Origin of the sequence: Mesorhizobium sp. C399B, assembly GCF_030323185.1 — a bacterium.
Taxonomy (GTDB): Bacteria; Pseudomonadota; Alphaproteobacteria; order Rhizobiales; family Rhizobiaceae; genus Mesorhizobium.
Genome location: NZ_CP100472.1, coordinates 3141451 through 3161867, shown reverse-complemented (window position 1 = coordinate 3161867; position 20417 = coordinate 3141451). Strand labels below are relative to the sequence as shown.

At 61.2% G+C, this 20417-nt stretch carries 16 protein-coding genes; 13 read left to right on the top strand and 3 right to left on the bottom strand.

Features of this window, described 5'->3' with window-relative positions:
• The first annotated feature begins 153 nt into the window (after window positions 1-153).
• The 3 genes from NLY36_RS15120 (at window position 154) to NLY36_RS15110 (ending at window position 4336) form a co-directional block, all read left to right on the top strand.
• Window positions 154-2868, top strand: a complete 2715-nt coding sequence (locus tag NLY36_RS15120) for an ABC transporter transmembrane domain-containing protein (RefSeq protein WP_023698117.1) — start codon at window positions 154-156, stop codon at window positions 2866-2868.
• Window positions 2869-2902: 34 nt separating this feature from the next.
• Entirely contained in the window at window positions 2903-3370 is a 468-nt protein-coding gene (locus NLY36_RS15115; protein WP_023672144.1) for a cyclic nucleotide-binding domain-containing protein, read from the top strand.
• A gap of 111 nt (window positions 3371-3481) precedes the next feature.
• A complete protein-coding gene (locus NLY36_RS15110) occupies window positions 3482-4336 on the top strand; it encodes an MBL fold metallo-hydrolase (RefSeq protein WP_023692895.1) in 855 nt (284 codons plus the stop codon).
• A gap of 1 nt (window position 4337) precedes the next feature.
• Here the strand turns inward: NLY36_RS15110 and NLY36_RS15105 are convergent, their stop codons facing one another.
• Window positions 4338-5096 carry a polysaccharide deacetylase family protein gene (locus tag NLY36_RS15105; protein WP_023685073.1) on the bottom strand — a complete coding sequence of 253 codons (759 nt, stop codon included), beginning with the start codon at window positions 5094-5096 and terminating at the stop codon, window positions 4338-4340.
• Window positions 5093-6181 carry a glycosyltransferase family 4 protein gene (locus NLY36_RS15100; protein ID WP_023685074.1) on the bottom strand — a complete coding sequence of 363 codons (1089 nt, stop codon included), beginning with the start codon at window positions 6179-6181 and terminating at the stop codon, window positions 5093-5095. The genes NLY36_RS15105 and NLY36_RS15100 overlap by 4 nt, the downstream gene beginning before the upstream one ends.
• A 74-nt stretch (window positions 6182-6255) precedes the next feature.
• Between NLY36_RS15100 and NLY36_RS15095 the strand changes: the two genes are divergently transcribed.
• From NLY36_RS15095 to NLY36_RS15065, 7 genes are all read left to right on the top strand, one after another.
• Window positions 6256-7434, top strand: a complete 1179-nt coding sequence (locus NLY36_RS15095; protein ID WP_027050460.1) for a DUF3095 domain-containing protein — start codon at window positions 6256-6258, stop codon at window positions 7432-7434.
• Between the two features lie 303 nt (window positions 7435-7737).
• Window positions 7738-9078, top strand: coding sequence for an adenylate/guanylate cyclase domain-containing protein (locus tag NLY36_RS15090; RefSeq protein ID WP_023672139.1), 1341 nt, complete (start codon window positions 7738-7740; stop codon window positions 9076-9078).
• Window positions 9079-9230: 152 nt separating this feature from the next.
• Window positions 9231-11126 (top strand): ABC transporter ATP-binding protein, encoded by a 1896-nt coding sequence (locus tag NLY36_RS15085; protein WP_023736727.1) that lies wholly within the window; start codon window positions 9231-9233, stop codon window positions 11124-11126.
• Window positions 11123-13021 carry an ABC transporter substrate-binding protein gene (locus NLY36_RS15080; protein WP_023736728.1) on the top strand — a complete coding sequence of 633 codons (1899 nt, stop codon included), beginning with the start codon at window positions 11123-11125 and terminating at the stop codon, window positions 13019-13021. Before NLY36_RS15085 ends, NLY36_RS15080 begins: the two co-directional genes overlap by 4 nt.
• 2 nt (window positions 13022-13023) lie before the next feature.
• A complete protein-coding gene (locus NLY36_RS15075) occupies window positions 13024-14022 on the top strand; it encodes an ABC transporter permease (RefSeq protein WP_023672136.1) in 999 nt (332 codons plus the stop codon).
• Window positions 14019-15200, top strand: coding sequence for an ABC transporter permease (locus NLY36_RS15070; RefSeq protein ID WP_031249370.1), 1182 nt, complete (start codon window positions 14019-14021; stop codon window positions 15198-15200). The genes NLY36_RS15075 and NLY36_RS15070 overlap by 4 nt, the downstream gene beginning before the upstream one ends.
• 147 nt (window positions 15201-15347) lie before the next feature.
• Window positions 15348-15827 (top strand): class I SAM-dependent methyltransferase, encoded by a 480-nt coding sequence (locus NLY36_RS15065; RefSeq protein WP_023736729.1) that lies wholly within the window; start codon window positions 15348-15350, stop codon window positions 15825-15827.
• A gap of 15 nt (window positions 15828-15842) precedes the next feature.
• Here NLY36_RS15065 and NLY36_RS15060 read toward each other — a convergent pair whose 3' ends face one another.
• Window positions 15843-17258 (bottom strand): adenylate/guanylate cyclase domain-containing protein, encoded by a 1416-nt coding sequence (locus NLY36_RS15060; protein ID WP_023685078.1) that lies wholly within the window; start codon window positions 17256-17258, stop codon window positions 15843-15845.
• A 301-nt stretch (window positions 17259-17559) separates the two neighbouring features.
• On the opposite strand from NLY36_RS15060, the gene NLY36_RS15055 reads away from it, so the two are divergent.
• The 3 genes from NLY36_RS15055 to NLY36_RS15045 all read left to right on the top strand — a co-directional run bounded on the left by NLY36_RS15055 (window position 17560) and on the right by NLY36_RS15045 (window position 20409).
• A complete protein-coding gene (locus NLY36_RS15055; protein WP_023736730.1) occupies window positions 17560-18381 on the top strand; it encodes a hypothetical protein in 822 nt (273 codons plus the stop codon).
• Window positions 18382-18517: 136 nt separating this feature from the next.
• Window positions 18518-19036 carry a GNAT family N-acetyltransferase gene (locus tag NLY36_RS15050; RefSeq protein WP_023672131.1) on the top strand — a complete coding sequence of 173 codons (519 nt, stop codon included), beginning with the start codon at window positions 18518-18520 and terminating at the stop codon, window positions 19034-19036.
• A complete protein-coding gene (locus NLY36_RS15045; protein WP_031249371.1) occupies window positions 19036-20409 on the top strand; it encodes a hypothetical protein in 1374 nt (457 codons plus the stop codon). The genes NLY36_RS15050 and NLY36_RS15045 overlap by 1 nt, the downstream gene beginning before the upstream one ends.
• The last annotated feature ends 8 nt before the right edge of the window (window positions 20410-20417 follow it).

Sequence of the window (20417 nt, the reverse complement as noted above, 5' to 3'; positions counted from 1 at the left end):
GGAGGCCGATTGCATTTGTCCGGACCATCGGCGCCCATCCGCCTGGCGCGCAGCTGCCGCTTTGAGCTCGTCGTTGGCGGCGAAGACATGGCCGATACACCATTTGCCAGCAGGTGCCTTTACATTCCGCATCCTTCAAACTGACAATCGCATATGGAAACCAGCCTAGCCCGCTATATCTGGACGCACACCAGGAAGCAGCAGCTCTGGATATTGATGATCGTCGTGCTTTCGATGGTCCCGTATTTCATGTCGTTCGACCTGCCGAAGCTGATCGTCAACGGCCCGATCCAGGGCAAGGGGTTCGAGCAACCGGGCGCGACCCTGCCATTCATGCGGTTGCACTATAACCTGCCGTTCATCGGCGAGGTCCAGTTCTTCTCCGGTTTTCAACTGGACCGCACCTCGACCCTGCTTGCGCTCAGCCTTGTGTTCCTCTTGCTGGTCGTCATCAACGGCTTGTTCAAGCTCTACATCAACACTTACAAGGGCCGGCTCGGCGAACGCATGCTGCGGCGTATTCGTTTCGATCTGGTCGATCGTGTGCTGCGGTTTCCGCCGGTTTACTTCAAGCGGGTGAAATCCGCCGAAGTGGCGACCATGGTGAAGGACGAGGTGGAGCCGCTGGGCGGCTTCATTGGCGATGCCTTCCTGCAGCCGGTGCTGCTCGGCGGCCAGGCGCTGACGGCCATGCTGTTCATCATGGTCCAGAACGTCTGGCTCGGAATGATAGCGGTCGTGATCGTGGCGATCCAGATCGTGCTTATCCCGCGAATGCGGCGGCGGCTGCTCGTGCTCGGGCGCCAGCGGCAGTTGACGGCGCGCGCGCTTTCAGGCCGGGTTGGCGAAATCGTCGACGGCATCGGCGCGGTTCACGTCCACGATACGTCGAACTACGAGCGCGCCGACATAGCAGCCCGGCTCGGGCTCATCTTTAAAATCCGCTTCGATCTTTACCAATGGAAATTCATGGTAAAGTTCCTCAACAATTTTCTCGCGCAGCTCACGCCCTTTCTGTTTTACATGATCGGTGGCTATCTGGTCATCCAGGGGAGGTTGGATGTCGGCCAGCTCGTGGCCGTGATCGGCGCTTACAAGGACTTGCCCGGACCGATGAAGGAACTGATCGACTGGGATCAGGACCGGCAGGATGTCCAGGTCAAATATCAGCAGGTCGTCGAACAGTTCACCGTCGAGAATATCATCGCGCCGGAAATCGGAGCACTGACGGTCGACGATCCCGATCCGATGACCAAGCCGCTGTCGGCGGTCAGCCTGTCGATAGCAGACGATGGCGGCGCAATGCTCCTCAATCGCATCTCGCTCGAGGTCAAGCCGGGTGAGACGGTGGCTCTGGTCAGCACCGCAACAGGGGGAGCGGAGGCGCTTGCGGAAGCCTTTGCGCGGCTGACCTGGCCGGACAGCGGAAGGATCGTTTCGGGCTCCGATGACTTGCTTGATCTCCCCGAAGCCGTGACCGGCCGGCGCATGTCCTACGCTTCGTCGGATGTTTTCCTGTTCCAGGCAAGCCTGCGCGACAATTTGCTCTACGGTTTGAAGCATGCGCCGCTGACATCGGTGACATATGACGGCGCAGCGGCGGACCAGCACCGTTGGAATATCGACGAGGCGCGCCGGTCGGGCAATCCGGATCTCGATATCCGCAGCGACTGGATCAACTATGCCTCCGCCGGCGCCACCGGCCCGCACGACCTCTTCGAAGCCGTGCGCCGGGTGCTCGACGCGGTTCTTCTGTCGCGCGACATTCTGGATCTTGGCTTGCGCTCTTCGGCCGACCTCAAGCGCCACACGAAGCTTGCCGAGCGGATCGTCGAATTGCGTGCGGCGCTGCGAACCCGGTTGGAGGAAGAAGGCCTGAGCGCGCTGGTGGTTCCTTTTGAACCGGGCGCCTACAACAAGGAAGCGACGATCGGCCAGAACCTGCTCTTCGGCGCCGCGGCCGGCCCCGAACTGGCTCACAAGGCACTGGCGTCCAATCCCTATTTTGCTTCCGTGCTGAAGCAAGCCGGCCTCGACCGCACGCTCTACGAAATGGGCATGGAGATCGCCGAACAGGCGATCGAGCTGTTTGCCGACCTGCCGCCCGAACACCAGTTCTTCCAGCAGCTCGCCTTCATGAGCGCCGAGGAGATACCCGCCTACGAAACCTTGCTGCAACGGCTCAAGAATCGCCCCTACGATGCGGTTTCGGAGAACGACCGCGCCATGATGGTCACGTTGAGCTTTGCCTATATCGAGCCCCGGCATCGCTTCGGCCTCTTGACCGACGAGCTGATGAGCAAGATCATCGCTGCACGCAACCAGTTCTATGGAAACCTGCCGGCCGAGCTGGAGAAAGCTGTCGAACGGTTTGACCCTGACAAATACATCGCCGCGGCCACCGTCATGGACAACGTCCTGTTCGGGCGTGTCGGCAACAACCATCCCGACGCGCCGGACCGCATTCGCTCCATCGTCTATGATATTCTTGACGAACTGGGGCTTTATGCCGAGCTTCTGGATGTCGGCCTGGACTTCAACGTCGGCGCCGCCGGCAGGCGGCTGACCGGCGGACAGCGACAGAAGCTCGATGTTGCCCGCGCCTTGCTCAAGCGTCCCGATTTCCTCATTCTCAATCGGCCGCTGTCGGCGCTCGACCAGCGCGTGCAGGACAAGGTGTTGCGGAATGTGCTCGACGAAGCCAGACGCGACGGCCATTCGCCGGCAATTGTGTGGGTGGTGACGAATCCGGCAATGGCGGCGATGTTCGATCGGGTTGTGGTCTTTGACTCAGGCCAATTGGTGGAAGACGGAACACACGAGACACTCTTGGCGGGAAACGGTATCTTCAAGGAACTTGTGTCATAGTCTGGCAAACGCGAATTCAGGAAGGTTTGCGACAATGCTGCTCAAGGATGAAGTTGGAATGCTGCAACGCGTTCCCTTGTTCTCTGGCATCGAGCCGACAAAGCTCAAGCTGCTCGCGTTCACGTCCGATCGCGTGAACTACAGTGCCGGCCAGATTCTTTTCCGGCAGGGCGACGAGGCAGACGCCGCCTATGTCATCCTTTCGGGCAGCGCGGATATTCTGGTCGATTCCGACAATGGGCCGATCAAAGTTGCTGAATTGCTGCCAAATTCGATCGTTGGCGAGATTGCCATATTGTGCAACAGCTCCCGTACTGCCACCGTCAAAGCGGCAAGTGAGCTGGAGGCCTTGAGAATCCGCAAGGACCATTTCCTGAGGCTTATGAAGGAGTTTCCCGAAATGACCATCGAGATATTGCGGGTTCTTGCCGATAGGCTAAGCAGTACGACCGCGGACCTGATCGACGCACGAACGGCCGAGAGCGATTCACAGTTGCACTGAAGCGGCGAGCCGCTCTGTTTCTTTGTTTTGATGCAGTTTCCGGAACCGTGTCACACCTTTCCTGGAACGACTCTGGCAGCAGTTGGTTGGCTACGATGGGCGAAAGGGTGCATGGACGACGATTTCTTCCTTGTCAGGTTTTGGGGCGTGCGCGGCAGCATTGCGGTGTCGGGGCCAGAATTTGCTCGCTATGGCGGCAACACGATCTGCATCGAGATGCAATGCGGCAAGCATACGCTTCTGTTCGACGCGGGCTCCGGCTTGCGGCCTGCCGGCAGGACGCTTCGGGCGGCGGGCGTCACCGATTTCGACCTGTTTTTCACCCATTGCCATTACGATCACATCATCGGGCTGCCGGCTTTCAAGCCTATTTATGAACGAGGCATCAAAGTTACGCTTTGGTCCGGGCATCTGGCTGGACGCATGACGACGCGGCAGATGGTCGATGAATTCATTCGGCCGCCATGGTTTCCGGTGACACTCGGTGTCTGCAAGGCGAGCCTCGACTGCCGCGATTTCGCATCCGGAGACCTGCTTCGGCCACGCGAAGGAGTTGTTGTACGAACCGGTAGTCTTACCCATCCGGGCGGCTGCATCGGCTACCGGGTCGAATGGGGGGGCCGCGTCGTGGCGGTCATCACAGACACCGAGCACGAGCCGGGCAAACTCGACCAGGCGGTGCTCGGCCTGATCAGAGATGCCGACCTCGTCATTTACGACTGCACCTACACCGAGGAGGAAATGGAGCGCTACCGCGGCAACGGGCACTCGACATGGCAACAGGGCGTCAAGCTCTGCGAGGCGGCCGGCGCGCGCGGGCTTGCGCTGTTTCACCACGATCCGGCACGCACCGACGATGAGCTGGACGAGATGGAGAAACTGGCCAAGGACAGGTTTGCCGGCGCTTTTGCGGCGCGGGATGGCCAGACGCTCACATTCCCAACTTCAGTGAACAAAAAGCGCTGAGCTATTTTCCGGCGCTGCGTTCGGTCAATGTGCTGATCGGAAGCCATGCGCAGGCTTCGGTCCGCGCGGTGATCGTGAACAGCCGTTCGAGGAAAAGCCATGCCGATTCATCATGGACGAGATGGTGGGTGAGCAGGCCGACCGGTTCGCCGCCGTCGAATGCACGCTGCAATTGCGCGACGATGGCCTGAACCAACAGACCATGATCGCGGCAGCCGCGCGTGCCATGCCAATCCATGATGTCGACATTGCTGTTGATGACCGCCAAGGAAGCCGGCCTTGGCGGCCCGAACACCGACAATGCCGCAAATCCTATCGATCCGAGGTCGGGTACCAGGCCGGCGTCGATCCGGTTCCAGGGCGGCACCAGCATCGGAACCGCACGTGCGCCGTGCAGGCCGGTTACACGCGACAGCCCGCCGGCCAGCTCATCCAGCACCACCTCGCGTGGCCGATGCGCGCCGAGCTCCTGCTTTTTTTGACCCTCGGGCGCATGATTTCGGTGCGCCCAGCCATGAATGGCGACCGTGGCATGCGGCGCGGCGTCAAGCCGGACGACAAGCTTCCCGTCGGTCTGGGCCGGAATGACGGCCAGAGTGACCGGAACCGCGAAGTCACCGGTGAGGTCGAGCAACCGATCGAGCGCCGGCGTCGGATCCACGGCGTCGTCGTCGCGCAGCCAGAACTCTGCCTTGCGGCCCCACCGTTGCCGATGCGCCAGCTCGTCCACCAGAGGCTGCCAAATCGGGTCGGACGTCATGACAACGGGATCATCTTGAGAAGTTCCGCCAGACGGGCCTTTGCAGCACCGAGAGAGCGTTCTTCGAGAACGAAACGTCTGGCCTCTGCAGCCATGATGGTTCTTTCGTCATTATTGGCCAGAAGCCTTGCGATGGCCGAAGCGAACGCCCCCACATCGCCCGGCGGGGTGAGAAACCCGGTCTGGCCATGCCGCACGACCTCCGGCACGCCGGCAATGTCCTGAGCCACCACCGGAAGGCCGGCGGCCTGTGCTTCAAGATAGGCAATGCCATAGGCCTCGCCGTAACCCGGCCAGACGTAGATTCCCCCGCGATAAAGGACATCCGGCACGGCGGCAGGCTCGATGGCGCCAAGCCATTCGATACGGTCGGCGGGCAAGCCGGCGAATTGCGCCTTTACCTCGTCACGGGCAGGTCCGTCCCCGACGACCGATAGCGTCCAGGGGAGATGGCCGATCAACCCGAGCGCCTGCGCCAGCATGCGATAGCTCAAGACCTTGTCGCCCGGGCGCATCATGGCGACGGTCACGAGGCGCGTCGGATAATCCAGTACCGGCATTTCGTGGAATGCCGATGTGTCGATGAAGGGTGAAAGCATACCGAGAGCGGCGTGGGGAACAGCATCCGCCAGCCCCTGGCGATCCCTTTGCGTGAAGCAGATGTTCAGCGCCGCCTGTTCGATGGCTCGCGCGACCAATGCTTGGCTATCGGCCCACGAACCGGCGTTGCGCCGTTCGGAATAGGAGGCTTCGGCCGTCACATAGGGGACGGCAAAGGCCAACGCCAGCTCGGGCCCGATCAGGTCGGGCGCCTTGTAGTAGGGATGATAGGAGAACCAGAGATCGGGCTTGCCGTCACGGTCCCAAAGCCTTGTCAGTCGCGCGGCTTCGTCCCGGGCCTCGATCATGAGCGCATCGAAACTTTTCGGTTCCGGCTGGCGTAGATAGAAGCGCAACTCCGATGCCAGTTCGACGCTATGCCCGCCATGCTGCAGCGCCTGGACCAGCATCCGTGCCATCTGGCGGTCGCCGGAGACAACGGGATGATTGGGCGACTTCAGCGGGGCGTAGAAGGCAATTCGCATCGCGCGATCCTATCATCGCAAAGCCTGCCCAAGTCAATTTCGAGGCATGATCGACTTCACCTTCAAGCGCTGGAATGTGCTATCTGATGCTTATGGAAACAGCTGTCGCGTCCGACCCGTTCGTCGCTTCTTTGCCGGTCTTCGCAAAGTTCGAAAGCGTTGCCGATATCGACAACTATCGGCCTCTCCCCGATGGCTGGGCGCTGGCCACCGCCGACATCGTCGGCTCGACCAAGGCGATCGAAGCCGGGCGCTACAAAACCGTCAATATGGCCGGCGCCAGCGTCATTTCGGCGCTGCTCAATGCACTGGGCCGGCAAGATCTTCCCTTCGTCTTCGGCGGCGACGGCGCGCTCGTGGCGTTTCCCGGCTCGGCGCTGGAGATCGCCCGTAACGCGCTGGCTTCTGTCCAGAGATGGGTGGCGGACGAACTGGACCTGACCTTGCGTGCCGCAATCGTGCCGATAAAGGACATAAGAGCGCAAGGCCTCGACGTTCGCGTGGCGAGGTTCCAGGCCTCTGAAGCAGCCTTCTATGCCATGTTCGCCGGCGGCGGCGGCAGTTGGGCGGAAGCCGAAATGAAAGCCGGGCGCTACCGCGTCGACCCCGCCCCGGCCGGCGCGCGGCCGGATCTGACCGGCCTCTCCTGCCGCTGGAACCCGATCGAAGCCCGGCATGGCGAAATTGTCTCGATCATAGCCGTGCCCGGGGCATCGCGCGACTTGCGTGGTTTCCAGTTTCTGGCTTCCGACATCATCACCCTTGCCGGCAGGCAGGAGCGCGATGGCCACCCGGTGCCGGTGGACGGTCCGGCCTATAGTCTCTTGCCCGCCGGTCTCGATGTCGAGGCACGGGCCACGGCGCCGCCGGGGCGGCGGTGGCTGGCCAAGCTGTGGGTGATCTTCCTGATGACGCTTACGGCCGTCACCGACAAATTGGGCTGGACGATCGGCGGTTTCGATCCGAAGGTCTACAAGCGCGAGGTGGCCAGCAATTCGGATTTCCGCAAGTTCGACGACGGCTTGAAGATGACCATCGACGTCGACGCGGATGTGTTGCAGCGGATCGAGAACCGGCTGAAACAAGCGGAAGAGGCCGGCATCTGCAACTATGGCCTGCACCGCCAGAAGTCGGCCTTGATGACATGCCTCGTCATCTCGCCGCTGCAGCGCGATCATGTTCACTTCATCGATGGCGCCGCCGGCGGCTATGCAATGGCTGCCGCAAGCCTGAAGGCGAAGGCGCCGGTCTGATGACGGCTTGGGGAATCGATTTTCCGCAATGCGCCGCGGCCATGGTTCTTGGGACCCGGCGAGCCCAACGGTGCCTGAGCCGACCAATTATTTGCGCGATGTCAGGATCGGGATTGCACTTCGCCGGCAGCCTCGCCACATAGTGTTGCAGGTGATTTGTGCGGTCGACGTCTGCTTGCTTCCTGCAAGGACAGTCATTCGGGATATTCTTCGCCGGCTTCTGCCCCCGAAGCCGGCTTCATTGACTTCGAGAATTTTGCGGATCAAAGGAGATGGCTCGTCTTCGACGGGTTTCGAGATAGCATGAGCACAGCGCAAGCAGAAATTTCCAACATTCTCATGGATAAGGTTGCCGATTGGCTGACCCAATCGGCGCTGGCGGGCGACGACCTGGAAACATTGGTCAAGGGTTTTTGTGAACGGCTGGCTGCTGCCGGCCTGCCGCTGAAGCGGGTGCATTTGAGCTTTTCGATGCTGCATCCGCTTTATGACGCGCTCGGTTTCACCTGGATTCGCGGCCAAGGCCTGGAAGTGGAAGGCTTCCGGAGTGAGAACGGCGTCCATTCCGACAGATTCCTAACCAGCCCATACTACCATCTGCTCAGCAACAAGCTCGACCATCTGCGGCGCCGGCTCGACCCGTCGGTGCGGTCGGAGTTTCCTGTTTTCGATGAGCTCAGGCTTATGGGCGTCACCGATTACATGGCTTTCGTCCATCCCTTCAATGGCGATACAAGTCAGGGCATGTTGGGGTCCTGGTCCACCGACAGTGCTTCAGGCTTCAGCGACAGCATGATTTCGGCGCTGCTGCGGATCCAGAACCATCTCGCCATAGCAAGCAAGATGGCGGTGCTCACCAAGCTCGCCGACAACATGATGACCACGTATCTCGGCGGTGACGCCGGCAGGCGCGTGCTGGACGGCCAGATCAAGCGCGGCGAGGGCGACACAATCCGGGCCGCGCTGGTGATGGGCGATATGCGCGGGTCGACAAGGCTCGCCGAAACCTCCGGCCGCGAAGTCTATATCGATACGCTGAACCAGTTTTTCGATGCCATCGCAGCACCATTCAATCGCAAAGGCGGGCAGATCATGAGTTTCCTGGGGGATGGATTCATTGCCGTCTACCCCTGCGAAAGGCACCGCGCGCAGTCAGAGATCGCCTGCCAGGCTGCTCTTGCGGCTGCGCACAAGGCCAGCATGCGCATGATGGAGCTCAATCTGCGCAGAAAAGAGCAAGGACTGGGCGACATAAAATTTGGTATCGGCCTGCATGTCGGCAATGTGATGTTCGGCAATGTCGGGCTTACCGACCGACTCACATTCTCGGTCTTCGGCTCGGCTGTAAACGAGGTCCAGCGTCTCCAGACCCTGACCAAGAAATATCCGCACAGCGTTCTCGCCAGCAAGGACTTCGCCGGCTATTGCGGGGCCAACAGTTGGCTGACGCTCGGCGAGGAGGAACTGGCGGGCAGCAAGCAGAAGCTGACGGTGCTTTCACCCGATCTGTCGGGTGCTCTCGCACTCGATGAAGACGCTGCGCTGCAGCCGTTTCACGATCGGATATCGGACGCCGAGCAGGTCATGCTGCTTCATCGCGATGCCGCGCGGCTGTCGGCGGGCGACCGGAGGAAGCTCCAGTAGTCACCACCATCCGATCTGGACGCCCTGGTATGCTGTCCGGCCGCCGGTCGCCGGGGAATTCGTTTCGAATCCAAGTTGCTCTGCGCTGACAATGCGCTAGTCTTGCTTTTTTGGGGCCGGTCGGGAGGCGCCAGATTGGGGCTGGTGTGGGAATGGATGCAGGCGTTGATCTGCTGCGGATCGAGGATGTTGGCATCTCTTTTGCCATTGTCGGGGGACCGTTGCATGCCGTCAGGCGGGCAAATCTTCGCGTCCTGCCCGGCAAGGTCACCGCACTTGTCGGTGAGTCCGGTTCCGGAAAATCGGTTCTCAGCCAGGCCGTGATGGGCATCTTGCCGAACACGGCCCATGTTCGCGGCCGTATCCTGTTTTCCGATCCCAAAAAGCCCGGCACGACGCAGGATATCCTGCAGATGCCGCGCGACGGACCCGAAATCCGGGCGTTGAGAGGCAGCCGCATCGGCAAGATCTTTCAGGAGCCGATGACATCGCTGTCGCCGCTGCACACGATCGGCAACCAGGTCAGCGAATCCCTGCAGATTCATACGCACATGGATCGGACGGAGCGCAAGGCACGGACCGAGGAAATGCTCGGCCTCGTCGGGTTCCCCAATCCCAAGCGCGCCTACGACATGTATCCGTTCGAACTTTCGGGAGGATTGCGGCAACGCGCCATGATCGCCATGGCGCTTATCTGCCGGCCCGCTCTGTTGATCGCCGATGAGCCGACGACGGCGTTGGACGTCACCATCCAGGCGCAAATCCTGCAATTGCTGCGCGGGCTTCAGACCAAGCTCAACATGGCAATGCTGCTGATCACGCACGACCTCGGGGTGGTTGCCAATGTCGCCGACGAGGTGGTGGTCATGTACCATGGCGAGATCATGGAAGCGGGCCCTGTGGAGGCAATATTCCGCCGGCCAGGCCACCCTTACCTGAAGGGCCTCATGGCAGCCGTCCCGCATTTCGACCTGAAGCCTGGCGAAAGGCTGAAGGCGCTCCGCGAGGTGCCGGTGAATGTCGGGACCCTGCTGGGCAAGCAGACGGCGCCGGAAGCGAAGGGGCCGGACGACATTCTGCTGTCGGTCAGGGATCTGAAAAAGGTCTACACCATCCGCAACTCCGGATGGTTCAGCGGGAGCCATCAGATCTCTGTTCGCGCCGTGGACGGCGTCAGCTTCGACATCAGGCGAGGTGAGTGCCTGGGCCTGGTTGGCGAAAGCGGCTGCGGCAAAACCACCGTCAGCAAGATCCTGATGCGGGCCGTCACCCCTACCGGCGGCTCCGTGATCTTCAACGGCCGCGACGGACCGATCGACGTCCTGGAAGCCGAGGGAGACGCCCTGCGCTTGCTGCGGGCGAAACTCCAGATGGTTTTCCAGGATCCGGTCTCGTCGCTTTCGCCTCGCATGACCGTGGAAAACATCTTGAGCGAGCCGCTGGAAATCCATCAACGTGGCAATGCCGCGTCCCGGCTAGCCACGGTCAAGAGCCTGATGCAGGCAATCGGGCTCGATCCGCGCTTCATCCAGCGTTATCCCCACAGCTTCTCCGGCGGGCAGCGTCAGCGTATCGGCATCGCGCGCGCGTTGGCGCTGGGGCCTGAACTGCTGATCTGCGACGAGCCGGTTTCGGCGCTCGATGTCTCCGTGCAGGCGCAGATCCTGAACCTTCTGAAGGACCTGCAGAAGGAACTGGGCCTGACCTACCTGTTCATATCCCACAATCTGGCGGTGGTGGACTACATGGCGGACCGCATCGCGGTGATGTGCGGCGGGCGTATCGTCGAGCTTGCACCGCGCGAAATTCTGCTCAGGAAACCGATCCACCCCTACACGCGCTCACTGCTCGCCGCAGTCCCCTTCCCCGATCTCGACCGGCCGATGGATTTCAAGACGCTGAAGCTCGGCGGCGCTTCCGACACCAGCGCATGGGGCCCGCAATTCCGCGACGAGGGCGAAGAGGATATGCTGTCGCCGCTCGATCTCGGCGGCGGCCATCTCGTGCTGGCCCGACGTTCGGCCGATGTCAGCGAGTTACGCCATTGATCAGCCGCCGCACTGTCCTTGGTCTCATGGCTTCGGCATTTCTGCCGGGCACGGCGCGCGCCGGCGATCTGGAGCCGGATTTTCTTCAGCCGCAGCTGAAAGCCAGGGCTCTGCCGCCACTCGCGGAGCGCCTGCCCAAAAGCCCGCGCGCGTTGAACCTCGCCGCGATGGGCCGGCAGCCCGGCCAGTATGGCGGCACGCTGCGTACGATCATCGGCAGCCAGAAAGATATCCGGATGATGACGATCTACGGGTATTCCCGGCTGGTCGGCTATGACGAAAAGCTTAACTTTCAAGCCGACATTCTCGAAAGCTTCGACGTAAAGGATGATCGCGTCTTCACGTTCAAGATTCGGGAAGGCCATAAATGGTCAGACGGCAGCCTGCTGACGCCGGAGGATTTTCGTTATTGCTGGGAAGATGTGTGGCTGAACGAGGAGCTTTCGCAGGGCGGGCTCGCCCCTGCCCTGCTGGCGGACGGCAAGCCGCCACGTTTCGAGATCGTCGATCCGTTGACGGTGCGCTACAGTTGGGATGCGCCCAATCCCGACTTCCTGCCCAAGCTTGCCGCTGCTTCGCCGACACCGCTTGTTTTGCCGGCCGCCTATCTCAAGCAGTTCCACAAGAAATATCAGGATCCATTCCGGCTCGCCGGCCTGATGAAGGAGAACCGGACCGCAAAATGGACGCTCCTGCACATCCGCATGTCGCGGCAGTATCGCCCGGAGAACCCGGATCTGCCGACACTCGACCCCTGGCAGAACCGGACCAAGCCGCCGGCCGAGCAGTTCATCTTCGAGCGCAACCCGTTCTTTCATCGAACAGACGAGAACGGCCGGCAACTGCCCTATGTCGACCGGATCATCATGAATGTCAGCTCGTCGGCGATCATCTCCGCCAAGACCGGTGCGGGCGAGAGCGACCTGCAATGCATGGGAATCGACTTCAGCGATTACTCCTTCCTGAAGGACGCGGAGAAGCGCTACCCGGTGAAGATGCATCTGTGGAAACGCACACAGGGTTCGCGCCTGGCGCTGATGCCCAATCTGAATTGTGCCGACCCGGTGTGGCGTGGCCTTTTGCGTGACGTGCGCGTGCGCCGCGCCCTTTCGCTCGCTGTGGACCGGCGCGAGATCAACATGGCCGTGTTCTACGGATTGGCGCAGGAAAGCGCCGACACGGTCTTGCCGGAGAGCCCGCTCTACCGGCCGGAATTCGCGAAAGCCTGGGTCGCCCACGATCCCGACCAGGCCAATGCCCTGCTTGACGAGGTCGGCCTTCAGGCCCGTGACGATGACGGCCTGCGGCTACTTCCCGATGGACGCCCGGCGCAGATCATCGTGGAAACGGCCGGCGAAAGCACGCTGGAAACTGATGCGCTCGAACTCATCACTGATCACTGGCGCAAGATCGGCATCGCTTTGTTCATCCGGACTTCGCAGCGCGACATCTTCCGCAGCCGCGCGCTGGGCGGCCAGATCCTGATGTCGATGTCGTCGGGCATCGACAATGGCGTGCCGACCGCCGACATGAATCCATACCAGTTGGCCCCCACCATCGACGACCAGCTGCAATGGCCGCTCTGGGGCGCTTACTATCTGTCGCATGGCAAGATGGGTGAGGCGCCCGATGTTCCTGAAGTGGTCGAGTTGATGGCTTTGCTCAAGCGCTGGAACGGATCGACCCAATCCAGCGAGCGCGCCGAAATCTGGAACTCGATGCTGTCGATCTACACCGATCAGGTGTTCTCTATCGGTACGGTGAACGAAACACTTCAGCCGATTCTGGTATCCTCGCGGCTGCGCAACCTGCCTGACAAAGCACTCTACGGCTACGACCCGACCTCCTATTTCGGTGTCTACATGCCGGACACATTCTGGCTTGGAGGCTCCTGAGCGTGCTTCGATATCTTGTCTGGCGCATCGCCGTGATGGTTCCAACGCTGCTGGTCATATCGGCGCTGGTGTTCACCATCATCGAACTTCCACCGGGCGACTATTTCGACAGCTATGTCGCCGAGCTTCGGGCCCAGGGCGAAGCGGTGGATTCCGACCGCATCCAGATGATGCGCAAGGAATATGGTTTCGACCAGCCGCCGGTCATTCGCTACTTCTACTGGGTGGGCGGGATGCTGCACGGCGATTTCGGCTATTCCTTCGAATATGAGCTGCCGGTTCGCGACGTCGTCGGCGACCGAATGTGGCTGACCGTGCTGGTTTCCTTCGTCACGATCATCTTCACCTGGCTCATCGCCTTTCCGATCGGCATGTACTCCGCCACGCATCAATACAGCTGGGGCGACTACGGCCTGACTTTCTTCGGCCTTCTCGGCCTTGCCATTCCGAATTTCATGCTGGCGCTGATCCTGATGTATTTCGCCAACATCTGGTTCGGCACCTCCATCGGCCATCTCATGGACCAGCAATATCTCGGCGAGCCGATGAGCTGGGCCAAGGCGAAGTCGATCCTCGCCCATCTCTGGATCCCGGTCCTGATCATCGGCACCGGCGGCACGGCGAGCATGATCCGGCGGCTGCGCGCCAATCTGCTCGACGAACTGCACAAGCAATATGTCGTGACGGCGCGCGCCAAAGGCCTTCATCCGTTCAAGGCGCTGGTCAAATATCCGCTGCGCATGGCACTCAACTTCTTCATTTCCGACATCGGCTCGATCCTGCCGGCCATCATCTCCGGCGCTGAGATCACGGCTATCGTTCTGTCTTTGGAAACGACCGGGCCGATGCTGATCAAGGCGCTGCAAAGCCAGGATATGTATCTGGCAGGGTCATTCCTGATGTTCCTCGCCTTCCTGACGGTTATCGGCGTGCTGATTTCCGACCTGGCGCTGGCGCTGCTTGATCCACGAATTCGTTTGCAGGGTGGCAGCACCAAATGAAGCAGGACTCGCCGCTGCCCGCTCCGGGTGCTCCACTGCAACACTACATTTCCGGCGCGCCCTTCGACCTGCAGTCGGTCGAGGCGATGACGCCGGAGCAATCGAAGGTCTTTCAGGCATCGCAGTTGCGGCTGATGTGGTGGAAATTCCGCAAACACCGGCTTGCGCTTATATCCGGCATATTCCTGGCAGTGCTGTATTCCGGGATACTGATCTGCGAGTTCCTGGCGCCCTACAATCTGCACTCGCGCAACATGGACTACATCTATGCGCCCCCGCAGCACGTGCATCTGTTCCACAATGGCGAGTTCGTCGGGCCGTTCGTCTATGGCCGCCAGATGACGCTGGATATGGACACGCTCAAGCGGAACTACATCGAGAACCACGACGAAGTTCAGCGGCTCCGTTTCTTCTGCCAGGGCGACACTTATCGGTTCTGGGGCCTGATCGAAGGTGACAGGCATTTTGTCTGTCCTGCCGAGAACGGCCAACTCTTTCTGGCCGGCACCGACAGGCTGGGGCGCGACGTGCTCTCACGCATGATCTATGGCGCACGCATTTCACTGACTATCGGCCTCGTCGGCATCAGTTTCAGCTTCCTGCTCGGCATCGTCATCGGCGGGCTGGCCGGCTATCACGGCGGTATCTTCGACCTGATCGTCCAACGGATAATCGAAGTCCTGCAATCGATTCCCAGCATTCCGCTATGGCTGGCCCTGGCGGCGATCATGCCGATAACCTGGAGTCCGATCCTGATCTATTTCGGCATCACCGTCATCCTCGGGCTGCTCGACTGGACCGGACTGGCGCGGGCCGTGCGTTCAAAGCTTCTGGCCTTGCGCGAGGAGGATTACGTTCTGGCGGCGCAGTTGATGGGCGCCGGAAGCAGCCGCATCATCAGGCGGCATCTCATTCCCGGCTTCATGTCGCATCTGATCGCGACGGCGACGCTCTCCATCCCTGGCATGATCCTGGGCGAAACGGCGCTGAGCTTCCTCGGGCTCGGCCTGAGGGCGCCGATAACCAGCTGGGGCATCCTGCTCACCGAGGCGCGCAGCGTCAGCGTGATCGCGTTCTATCCATGGCTGCTTTTGCCGATGCTGCCGGTCATCCTCGTTATCATGGCGTTCAACTTCCTCGGCGACGGCTTGCGGGACGCCGCAGACCCCTACAAGTGATATCGCTGTTCCACCGCGAGGCCTGCCGAACACTCCACCCGGTATGACGCTTGTCGGCGGCCGGTTGCGTTATTGCAGGGTTCGTCGTTCGCCTTTATATGCAGCAAGCCTCGATCGGGGCTGCTGGTTCAGGACACACAATCGCATATGAGTCGCCTCGATAATTTCATCAGCAGGATGACCGCGCAGCGCGACATTCTCAATCGAATCTGCCCCGATGTGGCGAAGATGGAGGGGCTTGTGCTTGAGCTCGGCCTCGGCAATGGCCGGACATTCCACCATCTGCGCGAGCTTCTGCCCGGGCGCCGGATCGTGGTGTTCGACCGCGAAGTTGGCGCGCACACTAGCTCAATTCCCGAAGCTGAAAACCTCGTGCTCGGCGAAATACGCGAGACGGGCCGCAAGTTCATTGGCATCGAAGCCGCCCTTGTTCATGCCGACATTGGCACCGGCTATGACGATCGCGATGCAGTGACCGCTACCTGGCTTCCCGATCTGATTGCGAGCCTGCTTCGCGTCGGCGGCTTCGCGGTCAGTGGCACGCCGCTCGATCACCCGCTGCTGCAACACCTCCCGGCGCCCACTTCGGAGCCCGCCGACCGTTATTTCCTCTGCAAGCGCGTGTAAGCGGCAGAGAACTCTTCAGGGGATCGTATAGACCGCAATCTCCCGCTCGATGCCGCGCAGCGAGACCTCGTGCGGCACGGGCGTCAGCGCGTTCCTGTGCAACAAATCGGCAGTGAGATTGTCGTCGACCACCGCACGCGTGGCGAAGATCGCCTGTGCGTTGGCGAGGTTCTGGACCCGCGAAGCAATGTTGACCGTCTGGCCGAAATAATCCTGCCGCTCGTTCATGGACACGGCTATGCAGGGGCCGGCATGAACGCCGATCTTTAGCAGAAGGTCCTCGCGCCCGCTTTTGTCATTGAGCGCCCGCATGGCGTCGCGCATCCGCAGCGCCGCGGCAATCGCACGGTCAGGCGTCGCGAAGGTCGCCATCACCGCATCGCCGATCGTCTTCACAACCGCGCCTGCCTCCGCCGCGACGATCTCGTGCAGAACCTGGAAATGCTCGCGCACGAGATCGAAGGCTGAAAGATCGCCCACCCGCTCGTAAAGCTCGGTCGATCCGCGCAGATCGGTGAACAGGAAGGTCAGGCTGGTGATCTTCAGGCGCTGGTTGATGTCGAGCGTATCCGTGCGATAGAGATCCCGGAACGTCTGGTTGGTGAGCAGGCGCTTGGCGGTCACGAAGGGCCGGCGCTTGCCCAGGAAATCATGCAATACCGGGCAGGCGATGAAGACCGTCGGCAGCACGCGCGTGTCGGTCCTGTTTTCCAGCGAAATGCGCAATGGGCCGGGCTGCATCTCCAGCGTCTGGCTCTGGACATGGTCGCGGTCGAAGGCCAGAGAGAGGTTTCGCCGCTCTTTTGCCGGTTCGCCCTTCGCGTCGATGAACTGGGCCGAATGCGTGACCGGCTCGAAGACGATGATGAATTGGGGCGGAAGCTGGATGTGCAGAACCGCCTTTTCACCGGGCGCAAGCTCGATATCTTCCAGCGAGAACGCTTCCATCTTTTCCGCCAGATCCTCGTCCGGCAGATCGGCCCCGGACGCCCAGTAGATCTGGCGGTAATATTCCACCAACGGCAGTTCGTGTGGATTGTGGGCGGCAATCCTGCGCACGCGGGGACTGACGGTGAATGTCACCTCGACCATCTCGTCGAGGGTCGGCGAATAGCCCTGGGAGCACAGCGCGCAGGTGTATTCGTCCTTCTGCATGGTTTTCAGCGTGGCGTTGGTGTCGAGCACGCCGCCACAGCCGGGGCACAGAACATTCCAGGAAATGTCGAAGATGCCCACCCGCGCCGCATGGAGAAAGGCGCTTATGGTGCGTTCCTCGTCGAGGCCATGCTTGCTGGCGAAGGCCAGCGCATTGATCCGGCAAAGTTCGCGGTCCTTGCCCTCGGCGATGGTTTGCCGGATTGCGTCGATTGCCTGCGGATCGACATCGGTCGATTGCCGCAGAAGCGAGAACAGATCCTGAGCTTCGGTCATCGTGCAGGCTCCGGAAATTGCGCCGTTAGGGCATGATGCCGAAAAGTGTGAAGCGGTTTTCGGACGACATCATGCTCTATTTCCTGATTTAGAGGCGGATTCAGATTTCAGGTCGGACAGACCTGAAATCATCCGGCTCTAGGCGTGTTGGCCGGACCGATCTTCGACCCGAACGCTCCATCATACTGCGAAACGGACCGTACGGCCATTCGAATGGACAAGCCTGGTGACAGGTCAATTTCCATTTGTTGAATTCCAAACTATGATAGCCCATGGGGCATTCATCTCTGGGGTTTTCTCCATGCCGACACGCGACAACCCGCCATTTCCGGCGGCCCTTCGCCTTTTCTCGGCGGGGGTCATCATCGTCCTGATCGTTGGGGCCGGCCTGTTTTTCGCGCCTGCGCTGGTCAAGCCGCGCTGGCCCTGGGCCGTCACGCCGTTCAATGCCCGCTTCCTCGGCGGCTTCTACACCGCCGAAATGGCAGTGATGGCGGCGCTGCTGGTCTGGAATCGCTGGTCGCCCGGCAGGCTCGTGCTGGTCATGGCCTTCATCTTCACCGTCATCGTGTCGGCGGCTTCGTTCATCAATCTCGGTTATTTCAACTTCGAGCGCAAAGCCCCCTGGCTCTGGTTTCTGGTCTATCTTGCGTCAGCCGCGGTATCCGGGCTGTTCCTGTGGCGGGCAAGGGCCCGCCCTTCTGCAAAAGGCGTGATCTTGAACCCCGCATGGCGCGCCTACCTACCGGTGGAAATGACGATCCTCGGGGCCTACGGCGTCGGCCTGTTGCTGTTTCCCCTGACATTCGGTGGCTTCTGGCCATGGCCGATCGATGCCTTCCACGCCCAGGTCTACAGTGCCATCTTCCTCGCGGGTGCAGGCGGCACCTATCTCCTCTGGAGAAGTGCGCCGCGTGAGGAATTGCTGGTGCTCGGCCTGGCGCAGTTTCTGGTTGGCCTGCTTGCCGTTCTTGGCCTCGTCATCACCGACGCCGCCGTGCACCGGATCGACTGGACGGCGGCCGGGACATTGTGCTGGCTTGCCCTTTTCGGCTGGATCGGCATCAGCGGTATCCTCAAACTCTACGCCGCCCCCCGGCATTTTGCCGCGCAATCGGCATAGGTCGCAGAGACGGCTGGATTTTCAGGTGACGTCCGGTGCATCGTGCCGGGCATATTGCCTCTGTCCTTTGTTCTGACGCAATTCCGGACGGAAAACCGCTCACACTTTTCCTGGAATTGCTGTAGCCGGAAAAGCCATGACCAGCACGCCACCCCTAGAGAAAATCCAGCCGCAGCTCCGGGCCGTCCGGCCAAGCGATGCCGAGGCGCTTTGCGCTATCTTCAATATGCCGGGCTTCCGCTGGGGCACACTCAGGATGCCATTCGAGATGGTGGAGCAGGTGGAGCGGCGCATCGCCAAGTCCGGCCCGGAAACCACCTGGATCGTTGCCGAGTCGGACGGCAAGGTTGTCGGCCATGGCAGCCTGGTCGCGCAGGGTTCGCCGCGCCGCTCGCATATCGGCGAGATCAATATCGGCCTTGACGATGGTTTTGTCGGCAGAGGCATCGGCTCTGCCATCCTAGGCGCGCTGCTTGACGTGGCCGACAATTGGCGCGCCCTTAAGCGGGTCGAGTTGACTGTCTATGCCGACAACGAACCGGCCATCCGTCTCTACACAAGCCATGGCTTCGAGGTCGAAGGCCGGCATGTGAAGGCCGGTTTTACCGACGGGCAGTACCACGACCTCCTGAGCATGGCCCGGCTGCGGTTCTGATGACCACCGTCCCTGCCCTTGCCCCTCCGGTGGACATTTTGGCCGTGCTGTCGCTGCTCTGCCCGGAGGTCGTGCGTGACATCGAGCAGAACTGGAATGCACCGGTTTCCGATTATGCCCGCCATCTGTGGCGGCCGGTGGCAAGGCCTGGATCGGCCCCGTCGATTGCTGCCCGCTCGATCCTGCGCGACGTCCTGCAGCAGCGCCTCGGTGCGATCATGCAGCCTGAAGCGATCGGCAAGGCCCTCAACGAATTCGACCACAGACCGGTTATCCAGTCCGGCCTGCACTGCCTGCTTCTGATGGATCGCATCACCTTCGATGCCCTGCTGCTTGCCTGGCTCGGCGCGGTCGAAAACAGGCTGTCGGCTTTTTTCGGCTTCATGGGAACGACCATGACCATGGAGACAACCGGCCGGGAGGGGCCGGGATGGCTCGATGTCGGCGACGACAAGGTCAATTTGTTTGGCATGGGGCGCCACAAACTGTGCCGCAAAAGCGCCTGCGCGGCCGGTCCCGTCGCCCTCAACGGGCGCGCGCTCGAAACGGTGGGCAATGAGACGGATGCCAGAAGCTGGCTGGGCACGCTGCTTGCCAGCCAGGACAAGGTGTTTGCAACCGCCGCCGATGCGCTGACAGAACTCAACGAGGATCTGGTCGCCGATTGGGATCGTTCCGGCATGGCTCGGCCGGTTTTCATCGATGATAGGCTGGCCGCGACTGTCGTGTCGCGGCATCTGGAAGATGAAGGCAGCCTTCTTTCCAGGCTGCTCCTCGAGCCCGCAAGGCGCCGGCGTCTCGACCATGCCTTGCAAGAAGCCGCATCGGGCCCATTTGGCAGGTTCCTGCCCAATGCCACGGACTATTTCTGGGGCATCCGCGAGCAGCGCGTGCGCAAGCTCGTCCTCGAGAACGGGCGGCTGATCGAGCCTGACAGGCCGCATGGTCTTTCCATCCCGTTCGAGCGGCCGCATCTCCAGCAGGCACTGCTGGACGGCCTGCTTTTGCCGGACTTGTTCCTGATGTTCCTTGCCCTTGCCATATTGCCGCGCGTGCGGGTTGTGGGCGGCCTGAGACAGATTGGCTATGTCGCGCTTTTCCACTCGATCCTGCTGGCTGCGCTTGATGAAAACGCGCCAGAAGAGCGCGATCTGGCCGCCGAGCTGCAGGTTCGGGAAAATGCCTGGGGCATGCGGGTCATCGATGAAAAGATCTCGGTCCGCGAGCAGCTTGCCGGCCTGCCGGAAGGGGCGCTCTTCCCGGACCTGCTGCGGCAATACCGGTTGCGGACATTTGCCGAGACGACCGACGACCTGAAACCGGTTCGCGAAAACGCCCGATGGTGCAAGATCGGCCGGGCCTCAGGCCTCTGATCCGGCCG

Coding starts and splice junctions, on each gene's coding strand:
- NLY36_RS15120 (WP_023698117.1), top strand. CDS start 154: ATGGAAACCAGCCTAGCCCGCTATATCTGGACGCACACCAGGAAGCAG.
- NLY36_RS15115 (WP_023672144.1), top strand. CDS start 2,903: ATGCTGCTCAAGGATGAAGTTGGAATGCTGCAACGCGTTCCCTTGTTC.
- NLY36_RS15110 (WP_023692895.1), top strand. CDS start 3,482: ATGGACGACGATTTCTTCCTTGTCAGGTTTTGGGGCGTGCGCGGCAGC.
- NLY36_RS15105 (WP_023685073.1), bottom strand. CDS start 5,096: ATGACGTCCGACCCGATTTGGCAGCCTCTGGTGGACGAGCTGGCGCAT.
- NLY36_RS15100 (WP_023685074.1), bottom strand. CDS start 6,181: ATGCGAATTGCCTTCTACGCCCCGCTGAAGTCGCCCAATCATCCCGTT.
- NLY36_RS15095 (WP_027050460.1), top strand. CDS start 6,256: ATGTGCTATCTGATGCTTATGGAAACAGCTGTCGCGTCCGACCCGTTC.
- NLY36_RS15090 (WP_023672139.1), top strand. CDS start 7,738: ATGAGCACAGCGCAAGCAGAAATTTCCAACATTCTCATGGATAAGGTT.
- NLY36_RS15085 (WP_023736727.1), top strand. CDS start 9,231: ATGGATGCAGGCGTTGATCTGCTGCGGATCGAGGATGTTGGCATCTCT.
- NLY36_RS15070 (WP_031249370.1), top strand. CDS start 14,019: ATGAAGCAGGACTCGCCGCTGCCCGCTCCGGGTGCTCCACTGCAACAC.
- NLY36_RS15065 (WP_023736729.1), top strand. CDS start 15,348: ATGAGTCGCCTCGATAATTTCATCAGCAGGATGACCGCGCAGCGCGAC.
- NLY36_RS15060 (WP_023685078.1), bottom strand. CDS start 17,258: ATGACCGAAGCTCAGGATCTGTTCTCGCTTCTGCGGCAATCGACCGAT.
- NLY36_RS15055 (WP_023736730.1), top strand. CDS start 17,560: ATGCCGACACGCGACAACCCGCCATTTCCGGCGGCCCTTCGCCTTTTC.
- NLY36_RS15050 (WP_023672131.1), top strand. CDS start 18,518: ATGACCAGCACGCCACCCCTAGAGAAAATCCAGCCGCAGCTCCGGGCC.
- NLY36_RS15045 (WP_031249371.1), top strand. CDS start 19,036: ATGACCACCGTCCCTGCCCTTGCCCCTCCGGTGGACATTTTGGCCGTG.